This window comes from Pseudomonas sp. Y3 TE3536 (assembly GCF_053629175.1).
The window spans coordinates 6,053,699-6,067,661 of the sequence record NZ_JBRJHU010000001.1; the positions used below are offsets into that span (position 1 = coordinate 6,053,699).

Below are 13,963 nucleotides of genomic sequence, written 5' to 3' on the forward strand. Positions count from 1 at the left end.
TACAAGGATCGCGAGGATCACGAGGATCACGAGGATCACGCCCCATGCTCTTTCGATTTGCCGCCGACGCTCTGGTGCTGTTGCACCTGGCCTTCATCTTGTGGGTGCTGTTCGGTGGCCTGCTGGTTCTCAAGTGGCGCCCCGCCCTGCTCGTCCACCTGCCCGCCCTGGCCTGGGGCTTGGCGGTGGAAGGGCTGCACCTGGAATGCCCGCTGACCGACTGGGAAAACCGCATGCGCTTCGCCGCCGGCGACGCGGGCTACCACGGCGGTTTCGTCGAACATTACATCTGGCCGCTGATCTATCCGGCCGGGCTGACGCCGCAGATCCAATGGCTGCTGGGCGCCATCGTCCTGCTGCTCAACCTCGGCATCTACGGCTACGTGCTCGGGCGCTGGCGCCGCCCTACCGCGTAGCGATCACGAACAAGCGCGGGAACGGCAACAGCACCTTACCGTCGGTGGCCGGTGGGTAGTCGTGCTGCATCGCCTGCAGGTACATCTGCAGGAAGGCGGCTTGCTCTTGTTCGTCCAGCCTGGCCAGGTAAGGCCGCAACGCCGAGCCCTTGAACCACTCCACCACCGCTTCGGCGCCACCCTCCAACGGATGATGGTACGTAGTACGCCACACATCCACCCGCGCGCTCCGCGGGCTGAGCAGGTCGTAATAGAACGCGGCGTTGTGCCTGGGCGGTAGCTGGAAATCGGCGAATTTGGCGGCCCAGGGGCCTTTGCTGGCGATTTCGCGCAGTTGCCGGTGCGCTGGCTCGTCAAGGTTGTCAGGGGTTTGCACCGCCAGGCTGCCGCCCTCGCTCAGCTGGCTGACCAGGTGCGGATACAGCGAAGCGTGGTCCGGCACCCATTGCAGCGAGGCATTGGCAAGGATCAGGTCTTGCGGCTCTGGCGCGGACCACTGGGCGATGTCGGCAATGGCGCAGCGCACGCGTGGTACACACAGCCTTTTGCGCTCCCGGGCCTTTTCGACCATGTCCGGGTCGCTGTCCAACGCCGTCACCTGGGCATCGGGGTAGCGCTGCAGCAGCACCTCGGTCGAGTTGCCCGGGCCGCAGCCCAGGTCGGTGGCATGGCGGACCGGGCGTGGCGGCACGGCGGTCAACAGGTCGCGTACGGCGCGGGTGCGCTCGTTTTCGAAGAGGGAATACTGGGTGGCGGACCAGGCCATATGCGGCTCCTTTGGGCGGGCAATGTGCCCAGCATAAGCCAAGTAGTGGCACTTAGGGTCTATTCGCGGGCCGGAACCGAGCGTCTATCCTTGAAGTCAGTCCTTATATGCGCCTGCCCATGAAAACATTCCTGGCCCTCGCCATACTGGCCCTGATCGCCGCTGCCGCCCTCCTCGGCTCGCCGTGGATGAACCAGCGTTTTCACATGCCGCCGGACAAACACCCGGCCCAACAACGCGAAACGGCCGGGTCCCCAAGGGAGCCGGCCGTCTCGAACCACAACTGAAGCTTAGTGGCGTTTGGCGCTACGGATCTGATGCACCACACCCATGGCTACCACGACTGCGGCAGCAATTCCGGTGGAGATCACCAGGATCTGGTAGTCAGGCATGAACGCCATGGTCACCAGGGCAGCCACGATGAACGCGATTACCAGGTAGGTCAGCCACGGGAACAGCCACATCTTCAGGCGCACTTCCTTGCCTTCGGCAATCAGCTTGCGGCGCATGCGCAGCTGCGAGAAGGCGATCACCAGGTACACCAGCAGCGCGATCATGCCGGTGGTGTTCATCAGGGTGTCCAGCACGTCTTTCGGGCGCAGGGTTTCGCTGAAGTTGATCAGCGCACACACCACCGCCACGGCGCACGAGCCCATGATCGCGTACACCGGTACGCCGGTGCCGGCGCGGGTGATCTTGAAGAACGACGGCGCGTCGCCACGCTGGGACAGCGAGAACAGCATGCGCGAAGCGGTGTAGTGACCGGAGATCAGGCAGCTGCTCACCGAGGTCAGGACCACGAAGTTCATCAGCAACTCGGCATACGGCACGCCCAGCAGCTCCAGGGTACGGCGGTAGGCACCATAGCCCGAGACGCCCAGGTGCGGGTCGTTCCACGGCACCAGGCAGACGATCAGGAAGATCGAGCCAACGTAGAACAAGCACACACGCCACACCACCGAGTTGGTGGCCTTGACGATCTGCGCGGCCGGGTCTTTGGCTTCGGACGCGGCGATGGTCACGATCTCTGCGCCGAGGAAGGCGAACATCACCCCGAGCAACGCACCAATCACCGTGGTGATGCCGTTGGGCATGAAGCCTTCTGCGGTCAGGTGGCTGATGCCACGCACTTCACCGAACTGCCAGACGTTCATCACCGCTGCGGTGCACACCACCAGGAAGCAGACGATGGCGATCACCTTGATCAAGGCAAACCAGAACTCGAACTCGCCGTAATGCTTGACGTTGAAGAAGTTGACGGTGATCAGCAGCAGGGTCGTGGCCAGCACGAACACGTTGACACTGACGTCAGGGAAGAAGCCATGCAGGATCTTGCCCGCCACATAGGCTTCCCACGCCATGAGGATGACCCAGTACCACCAGTACAGCCAGCCGATGGTGAAACCTGCCCAACGGCCAATGGCGCGGTCGGCGTAGGTGGAGAACGAGCCGGTGTCAGGCGAGGACGTCGCCATTTCGCCGAGCATGCGCATGATCAGCACCACCAGGATGCCGCCTGCCAGGTAGGCCAGGACAGCGGCCGGGCCGGCGCTGTGGATCACGCTGCCGGAACCGACGAACAAGGCGCCGCCGATAACCCCGGCGATCGACATCATCGTCAGGTGGCGCGACTTGAGGGAGGCACTGAGCTTGCTCTCGTGCCCGCCTTTCGCGGTGGTGGTTGTGGATGTTGCGTCCATCAGTTGTGTACCCCGTGCTTCTTTTTATCCAAGGAAAACTGTGAGACCCCGATGGCTAGCGGCCTCACCTGTACATCAGTGCTAATGCGGGCAGGATGGTGTGAGCAAACACACGCAGGCCATCCATGGCGGCCTGCTGACGCGCCCGAAGGTTTGCCCTTCGAGCGAACTGAACATGCTTTATGTGGCGATATCCGACACCTAATGTAAAAATGTCCGACGCAGAGAGCCATGCACAGTGGCATGAATCTCGCACTGCACTGTACAGGTCGCCAATGCAGTACACCCTGCAGGCACCTGACGCTACGCACCCTGAAAGGCCCTCGAATGTTCGAATTACACCCAGACGCCCCCACCCCGTTGGTCAACCAGATCATCGACGGCTTGCGCGAGCTGATCGACAACCAGACGCTCAAGCCTGGGGCCAAGGTCCCGTCTATCCGCGCCTTTGCCGCGACCTACTCGGTGAGTACCTTCACCGTGGTCGAGGCCTACGACCGCCTGGTCGCCCAGGGCCTGCTGGTCAGCCGCGGCAATGCCGGGTTTTTCATCAACCGCGCGGCTGGCGAGTTGCTGGACAAACACAATGTCGAGGCCGACACCAGTCGACCAACGTTCAACTCCGAGTGGTACCTGCAGCAGATCTTCGAGATCCGCCAGCTGCCCTTCAAGCCCGGCTGCGGCTGGCTGCCCAATGACTGGATGTACGAGGAAGGCCTGCGCCGCGGCCTGCGCCAGGTTGCTGGCAGCCCGCTGGAGTTGTCCGGCTACGGCGACCCTATGGGCCTGGCCGAACTGCGCACGCTGACCGCACAAAACCTGCAGCAGGAGCTGTCGATCGTCGCCAACCCGGCGCAGCTGATGCTCACCCATGGCGCCAGCCAGGCCCTGGACCTGGCCGCGCGCACCCTGGTGCGCCCAGGGGACGTGGTGCTGGTCGACGACCCCGGCTACCCCAACCTGATGAGCATCCTGCGCACCCAGGGCGCGACGTTGGTCGGCGTACCCCGCACCCCTGCTGGTTACGACCTGAACCAGCTGGAGCAGCTGCTGGCGCATCACCGCCCGACCGCGTTCTTCACCCAGCCGCACCTGCACAGCCCGACCTGCTCGCGCACCCCGCTGCCGCAGTTGCATCGGCTGTTGCAACTGGCCAGCCAGCATGGCTTCCGCCTGGTCGAGAACAACCTGTACGCCGACATGGTCGCCGAACCGCAACCGTGCCTGGCCAGCCTCGACCACCTGCAGCAGGTGGTGTACGTCGGCAGCTATTCGAAGAGCATCTCGCCCAACGTACGGGTTGGCTACATGATGGCCAACCCGGAGCTGATGCAGAAACTGGTGCACCTGAAAATGCGCTCAGGCCTCACCACCTCGCAGGTGATGGAACGCGTGGTGTATGCCGCGATCATCGACGGCCGCTGGCGCAAACACCTCAAACGCCTGCGCCAGCGCCTGGCCGAGGCGCACCAGGAAGTGGGCCGGCACCTGCACCGGCTGGGCTTCGAGCTGTTCACCGAGTCGGATGAAGGCATGTACATCTGGACCCGCCACCCCGCCATCCCCGACAGCGCGGAGCTGCTGGATGATGCGTTGGAGAAAGGCATCATGCTTGGGCCTGGGCAGCTGTTCATGGTCGATGCCAAGCCGACCGGGTGGATGCGCTTCAATGTGGCGTTCAGTACGGACCCGGCGATGTGGGAGTTGTTGGAGAAGGTGCTGGTGAAGCATGTGCGGCGGGGTGGGGTGTAGGGACAGAGCCTAGTAAAACTGCCAGTTGTGAGGGGCGGCCGGAGCGATCCAAACTGGGACATCTCCCTCCAGCAGGTCGCGATAATGAATGATTCAATACGCAGCCTTCATGCTCAACAGCTGACGCCACAACGCTCAACGCCGCCGGCTTCCCAGCTAAACAGCCCTCACACTTATCACTTTTACAACGGTAACCGCCTGGCAACACGGCTGAACACCCAGGGTTGTCAGCGCGTAATCTGGGCACTCAATATCGGAGTGGCGCAGGGCACGCCAGTAAGTGGAACGTGGCACAATCAGATGCTACAGACAGACCAGCAAGGCTCGGCTTTGGGCAGTTTCAACGATGAGTATCAGGGGACAGTCTATACGCCTTATGGCCATCGTTTCGCTGCTGAGAGCGCGCCACTATTGGGCTTCACAGGACAATGGATAGATCCTATATCTGGCACCTACCCGCTGGGAAATGGGCACCGTTTCTATCATCCACAATTACGGCGCTTCAGCAGCCCCGATGCGCTGAGCCCGTTTGGCAAAGGGGGCTTTAACGCGTACGCCTACTGCGCGGGGGATCCAATAAACAGCGCTGATCCCTCCGGGCGATGGCCTGTAACGTTCAACCAACAACTTAACACCCAAGGTAGCTCAATACTCCAGTTTTTGGCTGACAATTCGGAACAGCGCTTACACGCAATTGGTTTCAGCCACATAAAAAGTCCAAAAATCCCAAAAGGTTATAGCCGTACATACTTAAGATATAATACCAATACAAAAGGAACGGAAGCTAAATATCCTTCTGAACTCCCGCAGATTGAACCACTAATACCCACCGGCTATTACTACACCAACGAGACTACCGGCGTGGTGATACTTGGCTTTGGCCAACGTGAAGGTGCTCCAGACCCTGGTTTAATGCACTCACACCACAATTCACTTGTAGCCGCCGGGTTCAACCTGCGACCTGTCAATACGTTCGATGAGGGTTCTATCTATCAAACACCCTGGGGTATCACGGCAAGTCCACCTAGCCAGAACAAACCTGTCGGGTCAAGTGTCGGCAACACTCACTTCAATCTGGAGCAGATAGGACACGACGTGCGTCAATCGTGACAGCGCATTTTACACAGCCGATGGAACCGAAGAGTGGTATTCGCCTTTGAATACATTCCCAAGCGCCGACACGATCCACCACCCTGCAGGACCTTTGGGTATTTCCCAGAGCAGAGCCCCCTAACCTTTGCTGGAGTCATTTGAATCCACTGTAGAGCCTCTATCGCTGCGCGGTGGCTGGGGCGAAGCGGTGGGCTTCATGGTGAGCTCCTTTGCTTGTTGTTCTGGCAGGAGTTGTGGGTCATCACAGTTGCGCTCTGGTGGCGCTTGGTCGGTGCATGGCTGCGATTTATCGTCCCAGGGCTATGATTAGTCAATTTTCTATTTATTATTCGCATTATTAGCCATGCTTATCATCGAGCCCGACCATGTCCGACCGCCTGCTCAACGACCGCCTCGACTGGAACCTGCTGCGCACCTTCCGGGTCATCGGCCAGGAGCTGTCCATCAGCCGCGCGGCCGCCCGCCTGCACCTTACCCAGCCGGCGGTGAGCCAGGCGCTCAAACGCCTCGAAGATCAGCTCGGCCGGCAACTCATCGCCCGCCGTGGGCCACGCTTTGTGCTGACTGAAATGGGCGAGCAGCTGTTTGTGCTGGCCGGCGAGGTGTATGGGCAAATGTCGCAGATCGGCGGCCTGCTGGAGCAACCGGCGGACGAACTGGTGGGCAAGGTGCGCTTGCTGATGATCAGCCGCATCGAAAGCGAGCAGTTCGACGATTTTCTCGCCGACTTCCACCGCCAGCACCCACGGGTAGAGCTGGAAATCGAGGTGATGCGCAGCTCCGACATCGTCGCCGCCTTGCAGGAGAAGACTGCCACGGCGGGCTTGAGCCTCAATCGACGGCCGCAACCGCGTTTGGAGCAGCGGCTGTTCCTGCGCCAGCGCTATGCGTTTTTCTGCGGCAAGCACCATGCCTTGTTCGGCCAATTGGAGGGCGACCTGCAACGTGAGAACTTCGTCAGTTTCACCAGCGACCAGATCGGCGGGATGCTCTCGCCGCTGACCATCTTCCGGGACCAGCAAGGGTTCTCCGGGCGGATCGTGGCGTCCTCGCCCAGCCTTGAAGAGGTACGCCGGCTGGTGATCGCGGGCTTTGGCATCGGCTGCCTGCCGGAACACGTGGTGGCGGCGGATGTGGCGGCGGGGTTGTTATGGAAGCTGCCACCGCAGGAGGGGATTGCGGATGTGGATATCCACCTGCTGTGGAACAGGGAACAACGGCTGAGCCGGGCCGAGCGAGTATTTATCGAGGCCCTGCAACAGTGCGGGGATAACAAAGAATCGTAGGACACAGTGAGGGGGAGTTCATCGCAACATCGCAAAAACGCTGCTTGTGAACGCCCCTCTAGCGCTTTTTGGCTGACTGATAAACCGCGCTGCGTTCACGCTTGCCCACTGAAACTACCACAACAACGACCCGCTCATCTTCGACCCGGTAGACGAGGCGGTAGCCTTAAGCCTTGAACTTTATTTTGTAGTGATTAGGCAGCTCCCGCAGAGCATCGGCCTGCACCCTCGGTGCCTGCAAACGTTCGCCAAGCTTCTTCTTGATCTGCTCACGCAACGTATGGCCCAGTTTGCCCCATTCCTTGAACGCTGAAGGGACGAACTCAAGCTTATAAGTCATCCAAAGACACCGGTATACCTTGCTCACCAAGACGGGACTTGGCCAGCTCGCTTAGCTCGATGTCTTCCAGTTTTTCCATCATGGCTTCATACAGTTCGGCCGGCACCATGTAACCCATCACACGATTGTGATTCAGTACGGCAATGGGCATGCCTGCGGCGCCAGACATTACTGCAGTTGGGTTCTTTTTTAGCTCTGAAACGCTTACCGCTACGTCAGCGAAAATATTCTGCATGCTATCAGCCCTCAATTAAGACCGATATTTTGGTCAAATTTAAGAAGCATGGCAAGGGACGGCCCCGTAAAAGTTTGGATCCCATCCCCGGGCAGGGTATGCTTGCAGGATAGCCAAATGCCACCATCCGGGCGCACCCAGTGCCTGGCATTCACGGACGAGCCTCCTTTGCCCAGCCACCCTACCCGCCACACCATCGCCCGCCAATGGCAGCTGCTCAAGCTGCTGCCGGGGCGCCACCCAGGCATGAGCTCTACGCAGTTGCAGGCAGCGCTGGCGAAGGTGGGCCACACCACCAGCAAGCGCACCGTGGAGCGCGACCTGGTGGAACTGTCGGCGTTGTTTCCGCTGCACTGCAACAGTAAAGGCATGCCTTATGGCTGGTACTGGCAACCTGGGCTGAGCCTGGACGAGTCGCAGCAACTGCAACCGGATGCCCTCGCACCGGTTCGCAAGATCGGGCTACGCGCCTGGGTCGACGACGCGCTCGCACGGCGCCTGGAACAGCAGCCACTGTCCACAGACATGCAGCTGGCACCTCAGCAAGACGGCGGCGCCGCGCTGGCCGCTACCGTCGACGACAGCCGTGCACTGATGGGCTGGTTACTGTCCCAGGCAGGGTCGATTCGTGTCCTAGCCCCCGCATCACTGCGCACCGCCCTGCTGGAGCAGCAGCGCCAGAGCCTGGCGCTGCACGAAGAATGCAGCTAAGCACGAGCGTGTAGGAGCAGCCTTGCGCTGCGAAGAGGCCAGCGACAACACCGGGAATCTTCGGTGGTGCTACGGGCCTCTTCGCAGCACGAGGCTGCTCCTACAGTGAGTTAAGTGGGTTGGTCACGTCCGCAGTGAGCCACACTGCGTCCCAATGGGGATAGTCACCTATGTGTTCAACCAAACCCGCACGCAATGGGTTTGCAACGATGTACCTGGCTATCTTGCGCACGTCATCGTCCTTGCGTACGGCACGGTCTTGATAACCACGTTGCCAGACTTGGCCGCGACTTACCCCTGCTTTGCATAGTGCAGTGCCAGAACGCGACTTGAACTGCCGCATCAGGCTGCACAGTGTGTCGGTGTGAAGCTCAATCAGCCAATGTAAGTGGTCAGGCATCACCACCCAGGCAAGTGAATGGCAGGCATCTTCTCGTTCCGATTGGCGCATTTGCCCGATGACCAGGCGCGCAGCACGCAGGTTTGCAAACAGCGGCCTGCGCTGGTGAGTGACGGTGGTGAGCAGGTATAGCCTGCCGGGTTCCGAAAACCGTCCCCGCCGTAGTAGTTTTGCTTTGGCCCAATCCATGGTGTGCCCCTCGTTTAACGATCCTTGTCGTTACGAACAATAGGAGACACAGCAATTCAGCACTCTCTAGATCGTTACTGAATATCACAACCAAATACCGAATAGCGGATGTGTAGGAGCAGCCTTGCGCTGCGAAGAGGCCCGCGACAACACCGCGAATCTTCGCTGGTGCTACGGGCCTCTTCGCAGCGCAAGGCTGCTCCTACAGTGAGTTAAGTGGGTTGGTCACGTCCGCAGTGAGCCACACTGCGTCCCAATGGGGATAGTCACCTATGTGTTCAACCAAACCCGCACGCAATGGGTTTGCAACGATGTACCTGGCTATCTTGCGCACGTCATCGTCCTTGCGTACGGCACGGTCTTGATAACCACGTTGCCAGACTTGGCCGCGACTTACCCCTGCTTTGCATAGTGCAGTGCCAGAACGCGACTTGAACTGCCGCATCAGGCTGCACAGTGTGTCGGTGTGAAGCTCAATCAGCCAATGTAAGTGGTCAGGCATCACCACCCAGGCAAGTGAATGGCAGGCATCTTCTCGTTCCGATTGGCGCATTTGCCCGATGACCAGGCGCGCAGCACGCAGGTTTGCAAACAGCGGCCTGCGCTGGTGAGTGACGGTGGTGAGCAGGTATAGCCTGCCGGGTTCCGAAAACCGTCCCCGCCGTAGTAGTTTTGCTTTGGCCCAATCCATGGTGTGCCCCTCGTTTAACGATCCTTGTCGTTACGAACAATAGGAGACACAGCAATTCAGCACTCTCTAGATCGTTACTGAATATCACAACCAAATACCGAATAGCGGTTGTGTAGGAGCAGCCTTGCGCTGCGAAGAGGCCCGCGACAACACCGTGAATCTTCACTGGTGCTACGGGCCTCTTCGCAGCGCAAGGCTGCTCCTACAGTGACCCATCGATAGGTTCAGGACGGCAACACTGGCACGCGTCGGCGTGACAGGCAGGCATACGCCAACCCCAGCACGCTGAACCCCAACACCGCCAACAGCACCATCAATTCGCGGCTGTAGCGCGCCACTTGCGCGGGGAAGCCGGTGAACTCGCGGTACACCTGCACATCGGCCACGCCGTCGGCATGACGGATGCTGACGCCGCCCTGGCGGATCTGCGAGTAGTCGGCATCGAAGTACACCCACACCTTGCACGCCCCACCCGGTTCGATGGAGGGTATCTCGACCAGGGGCGTGGCGGCTTCAATAATGGTGTCGTTGCCAGCCGCATCGCGCACTTGCACCAGGCCCTTGGCCGGCAGGCGAATCTTCACCAGGCGAACCGGCGCATTACCGGTGTTGCGCAGGTCGATGAGCAGACCGGTGCGGTGGTCCACCAGCCCCGCCTCGAACGGTTTGGCGAACAACTGGGCGTAAGGCGCCTGGGCCAGTTCGATCAACCTGTCGACCTGATCCTGATGCAACTGCCCTTCGCTGATGGTGTTGATACGGCCCTGCAATTGCTCGTACTTAAGTTGCTCGCTGGCCTTGGTGATGCGTTCGCTGAATTGGCTCGGGTAAGTGAGGTAGGCGTAGGTCAGGGAGGCCTCCAGGCGAGGGCTGCCTTTGATCACCACATAGGCCACTACCATGACCATCAGGCCAATCAGCAGGGCTACGAGGACTTTGCCGACTTTGTCCCAGCTCAACGCAAACTTCCTTCTGTCGTGATACTGACGGTTCAAGGCGCCCAAGGGTGCCAATTTCGTGGCGCCCAGGCAAGCATTCAACGCCCTGGGAGCCGAAAGCGACCACACCGGTACCCTGATAGCAGAGCATAGCCACCCTCAGCCTCGACAGGTTGAAGTTCTGACCCTGGGCTCAGAAGCCCAGCGTCGCCGACAGCAGGTAGGTCCTTGGGGTAGACAGCGTCAGCCCTGGCTCACTGTCGTCCGAAGCCCCTGCCGACGCCCAGTAGCGGTCGTCCAGCACGTTCTCGACACTGGCACGCAGCGTGACCTGGGTCTCGTCTACCTTGAAGGCATAGCGGGCGCCCAGGTCGAAACGCTCCCAGCCGTCGATCTGCTTGCTGTTGTTCTGGTCCAGGTACTGCGAACTCGAGTGAATGCCCCGTGCGGTCAAGGTCAGCCCGTTTACCCTCGGCACATCCCATTCGGCCCCCACATTGACGTTGTACTCGGGCGTTGCCGGTGCGCGGTTGCCGTCGAAGGCGCCGCCGACGGTATCGGTCAGTTCGCTGTCGATGTACATCACCCCGCCCAGCAGGCGGACGCCCTCCAGCGGCTCGCCAAACACACTGAGCTCCACACCTCGGTTATCGCGCTTGCCATTGGGCCCGAACACCCGCGTAGTGGCATTGGTTTCGTAGGCGGGCTGGCGTATGCGAAACACGCTGGCGGTGAAGCCGACCTTGCCCAGGTCATACTTCGCCCCGACTTCCACCTGCCGGCTGGTGAAGGGCGGGAAGATCTGGTCTTCGTTGACCGACGTCGACGGCGCGATCTTGCCTTGGCTCAAGCCTTCCATGTAGTTGGCGTACAGCGACAGCTGCTCGCTGACCTTCAGCAGAACGCCCGCCGATGGCGACACCTTTTCTTCGTCGTAGGCCGTGTCACCTTTGACGCCGTCGCTCCAGTCATCAACCTGCACCCGCTGCCAGCGGGCGCCCAAGGTCAGCAGCAGGCGGTCATCGAAAAAGCCAAGGGTATCGGCCAGGGCGACGCCGCTGAACCGGTTCTCGGTGTAAACCTTGGGGTCGAGCCGGGTCGGGGTGCCGGGTGTCGGCGTGGTCACCGGGTTGTAGAGGTTGCTGGGCGCGGAGGCATAGCGCGCGCCGCCGTTGGTGAAGTCCATGTAGAAGTACGTGGCGGCCAGGTTCAATTCGTGGCTGACCGGCCCGGTATGGAACCAGTTGCGCACACCGGCCGTGGCGGTACGCACGCTTTCATCGCGGGTGAAATCGCGCGGCTGAACAGTAAAGTCCCCGGCATCGTTGATGATCGAAACGTTGTGGCGCAAGAAGTCATGGTTGCTCTTGCGCGCGCCGACTGCGCCATAAGCCATCAGCGAGTCGCTGATGTCGTACTCGGCATTGACGGCACCGAAGGTGTCATTAGTGCGCGCCTTGCTCCAGGCCTGTGCGTAGTTGTGGTGTACATCATTGGCGCTCGGCACCTTGGCGTTGGCACCAATCAGCACACGCTCCTGGGGGGCATCGGTATCACGCTCGGTATGGCCGATGTCGGTCGAAAGGCGCAGCCGCTCGCCACGAAAATCCAGGCCCAGCACCGCCATGTCCCGCTCGACACGCTGGTGATCCCACTCGGTGTCGCCGGCCTGCTTGACGCCGTTGAAGCGGATACCGAACTGCCCGCCCTCGCCAAAACGGCGGCCGACATCCACCGCACCGCCGGCCTGGCTGCCCGAGGCATAACTGCCGGTGAACTCGGTAATGGGCGTATCACCTGCCCGCTTTGGCACCACATTGATACCGCCGCCCACGCTGCCGCGCGGCGAAATACCATTGAGCAACTGGCTCGGTCCCTTGATGATGTCGACCCGGTCGGCCATCTCCATGTCGATCGAGTAGGTCGGCAAGATGCCGAACAGGCCATTGTAGGAAACATCGCTGTTGAACAAGCTGAACCCGCGGATGGTGAACTGCTCGAAGCGCCCACCTGCCGGGTTGGTCGCACGCACCGAGGGGTCGCTGGCAATCAGGTCACCCAGTGTGCGTGCCTGCTGGTTCTTCACCAGGTCGCTGGTGTAGGTGGTCATGCTGAACGGGGTGTCCATGAAGTCGCGCGAGCCAAGCAGGCCTTGCGACCCTTGGCGGGCGACCTGGCCACCGGCATAAGGCGGCGCGTCGCTGGCACCCACATGGCCACCGACGATGCTGGTCGGGGCGATCTCCAGCGCATCCGACGCTTGCGCCACAGGCACCAGGGTAAACGCCCCGTTACCCACTGATTGCAGCTGCAGGCCGCTGCCTTGAAGCAGCTGCATGAAGCCCTCGTCAACGCTGTAACTGCCTGACAACCCCCTGCTTTGCCGGCCAGTGACCAGCGCCGGATCGAGTGAAAGGCTGACCCCGGCGAGGTGGGCGAAACGGGTCAGTGCGGCGCCCAACGTGCCGGCGGGCACGGTGTAAGTACGCCGCGCGAGGTCGTCGGCCCAGGCTGACGAAGACAACAGGTTGGCACTCAGGCTGATGGCAAAACCCAGGTACATCAACGGACGCGAACGAAGTGACGCCGCACGCGGGCGGCAAGGCAATACGACAGGCATTGAAACAGGCTCCCTTTATTCTCTACTACCGCTAATGACAGGCGGCCTGAAAAAAAGGGACAGCCTTGCAGCATTATTTTTAACGAACGAAAAACCCTGCCCACCGCCCACGGTTAATCCTTGACCGAGGTCATGCCGTGACGGACGATCAGCCTTCCACAAGCAAGGACGAATACCATGTTACGGATATTGGGCAGAGCGTCTTCGATCAACGTGCGTAAAGTCCTCTGGGCCTGTGCCGAGTTTGATATCCCCTTCGAACGGGAGGACTGGGGCGCAGGCTTCACCGCCACCGACACCCCCGAATTCTTGGCACTTAACCCCAACGCCATGATCCCGGTCATCCAGGATGGCGACTTCACCCTGTGGGAATCCAACTCCATCATCCGTTACCTGGCGACGCGCTATGGCCACGCCTCGGTGTACCCGACCGAGGCAAAAGCACGGGCAGGTATCGATCAATGGATCGACTGGCAGGCTTCAGACCTCAACAGGTCCTGGAGCTACACCTTCATGTCGCTGGTCAGGCATTCACCCGCCCATCAGGACCCGCAGGCGCTGGCCGCCGGCCGTGCCGAATGGTCTCGCTACATGCAGATCCTCGATCGGCAGCTCGCCGCCACCGGTGCGTATGTGGCCGGCGACATGTTCACCCTGGCTGACATCCCCATCGGCCTTTCGGTCAACCGGTGGTTCGAGACGCCTTTCGAGCACCCTGATTTGCCAGCCGTCAGGGCGTATTACGAACGCTTGAGCAAGCGCCGGGCGTTTTGCCTGCATGGCAGAAACGGCACCCCCTGAGCGCA

At 60.8% G+C, this 13,963-nt stretch carries 14 protein-coding genes and 1 pseudogene; 7 read left to right on the forward strand and 8 right to left on the reverse strand.

Annotated features, from left to right (window positions below):
- Positions 1 to 44 precede the first annotated feature (44 nt).
- Positions 45 to 416, forward strand: coding sequence for a DUF2784 domain-containing protein (locus AB7M33_RS27055; RefSeq protein ID WP_454244104.1), 372 nt, complete (start codon positions 45 to 47; stop codon positions 414 to 416).
- Here AB7M33_RS27055 and tam read toward each other — a convergent pair.
- The gene (gene tam / locus AB7M33_RS27060) at positions 406 to 1,182 is read right to left on the reverse strand and encodes a trans-aconitate 2-methyltransferase (protein WP_027593790.1); all 777 of its coding nucleotides are present in this window, start codon (positions 1,180 to 1,182) and stop codon (positions 406 to 408) included. The two genes, AB7M33_RS27055 and tam, sit on opposite strands and share 11 nt — an antisense overlap.
- A gap of 107 nt (positions 1,183 to 1,289) precedes the next feature.
- On the opposite strand from tam, the gene AB7M33_RS27065 reads away from it, so the two are divergent.
- Positions 1,290 to 1,469 (forward strand): hypothetical protein, encoded by a 180-nt coding sequence (locus AB7M33_RS27065; RefSeq protein ID WP_099429838.1) that lies wholly within the window; start codon positions 1,290 to 1,292, stop codon positions 1,467 to 1,469.
- Between the two features lie 3 nt (positions 1,470 to 1,472).
- Here AB7M33_RS27065 and AB7M33_RS27070 read toward each other — a convergent pair whose 3' ends face one another.
- Entirely contained in the window at positions 1,473 to 2,882 is a 1,410-nt protein-coding gene (locus AB7M33_RS27070; protein WP_027593792.1) for an amino acid permease, read from the reverse strand.
- Positions 2,883 to 3,209: 327 nt separating this feature from the next.
- Between AB7M33_RS27070 and AB7M33_RS27075 the strand changes: the two genes are divergently transcribed.
- From AB7M33_RS27075 to AB7M33_RS27085, 3 genes are all read left to right on the forward strand, one after another.
- Positions 3,210 to 4,634, forward strand: coding sequence for an aminotransferase-like domain-containing protein (locus tag AB7M33_RS27075; protein ID WP_027593793.1), 1,425 nt, complete (start codon positions 3,210 to 3,212; stop codon positions 4,632 to 4,634).
- A gap of 84 nt (positions 4,635 to 4,718) precedes the next feature.
- A complete protein-coding gene (locus tag AB7M33_RS27080; RefSeq protein WP_454244105.1) occupies positions 4,719 to 5,744 on the forward strand; it encodes an RHS repeat-associated core domain-containing protein in 1,026 nt (341 codons plus the stop codon).
- 368 nt (positions 5,745 to 6,112) lie between these two features.
- Entirely contained in the window at positions 6,113 to 7,033 is a 921-nt protein-coding gene (locus AB7M33_RS27085; protein ID WP_454244106.1) for a LysR family transcriptional regulator, read from the forward strand.
- Positions 7,034 to 7,091: 58 nt separating this feature from the next.
- Here AB7M33_RS27085 and AB7M33_RS27090 read toward each other — a convergent pair.
- A pseudogene (locus tag AB7M33_RS27090) lies at positions 7,092 to 7,373 on the reverse strand (type II toxin-antitoxin system RelE family toxin).
- Positions 7,363 to 7,608, reverse strand: coding sequence for a type II toxin-antitoxin system Phd/YefM family antitoxin (locus AB7M33_RS27095; protein ID WP_027593796.1), 246 nt, complete (start codon positions 7,606 to 7,608; stop codon positions 7,363 to 7,365). The pseudogene AB7M33_RS27090 and the gene AB7M33_RS27095 overlap by 11 nt, the downstream one beginning before the upstream one ends.
- 168 nt (positions 7,609 to 7,776) lie before the next feature.
- On the opposite strand from AB7M33_RS27095, the gene AB7M33_RS27100 reads away from it, so the two are divergent.
- Positions 7,777 to 8,319, forward strand: coding sequence for a WYL domain-containing protein (locus AB7M33_RS27100; RefSeq protein ID WP_454244261.1), 543 nt, complete (start codon positions 7,777 to 7,779; stop codon positions 8,317 to 8,319).
- 100 nt (positions 8,320 to 8,419) lie between these two features.
- Here AB7M33_RS27100 and AB7M33_RS27105 read toward each other — a convergent pair whose 3' ends face one another.
- From AB7M33_RS27105 to AB7M33_RS27120, 4 genes are all read right to left on the reverse strand, one after another.
- Positions 8,420 to 8,908: an REP-associated tyrosine transposase gene (locus AB7M33_RS27105; RefSeq protein ID WP_099429840.1), complete on the reverse strand. Its 489-nt coding sequence runs from the start codon at positions 8,906 to 8,908 to the stop codon at positions 8,420 to 8,422.
- Between the two features lie 202 nt (positions 8,909 to 9,110).
- On the reverse strand, positions 9,111 to 9,599 hold the full coding sequence (locus tag AB7M33_RS27110) for an REP-associated tyrosine transposase (protein WP_099429840.1): 489 nt from the start codon (positions 9,597 to 9,599) through the stop codon (positions 9,111 to 9,113).
- Positions 9,600 to 9,823: 224 nt separating this feature from the next.
- Positions 9,824 to 10,558, reverse strand: a complete 735-nt coding sequence (locus tag AB7M33_RS27115) for a hypothetical protein (RefSeq protein ID WP_454244107.1) — start codon at positions 10,556 to 10,558, stop codon at positions 9,824 to 9,826.
- 172 nt (positions 10,559 to 10,730) lie between these two features.
- Positions 10,731 to 13,157: a TonB-dependent siderophore receptor gene (locus AB7M33_RS27120; protein WP_454244108.1), complete on the reverse strand. Its 2,427-nt coding sequence runs from the start codon at positions 13,155 to 13,157 to the stop codon at positions 10,731 to 10,733.
- Between the two features lie 177 nt (positions 13,158 to 13,334).
- On the opposite strand from AB7M33_RS27120, the gene AB7M33_RS27125 reads away from it, so the two are divergent.
- Positions 13,335 to 13,958 carry a glutathione S-transferase family protein gene (locus AB7M33_RS27125; RefSeq protein WP_274887323.1) on the forward strand — a complete coding sequence of 208 codons (624 nt, stop codon included), beginning with the start codon at positions 13,335 to 13,337 and terminating at the stop codon, positions 13,956 to 13,958.
- The last annotated feature ends 5 nt before the right edge of the window (positions 13,959 to 13,963 follow it).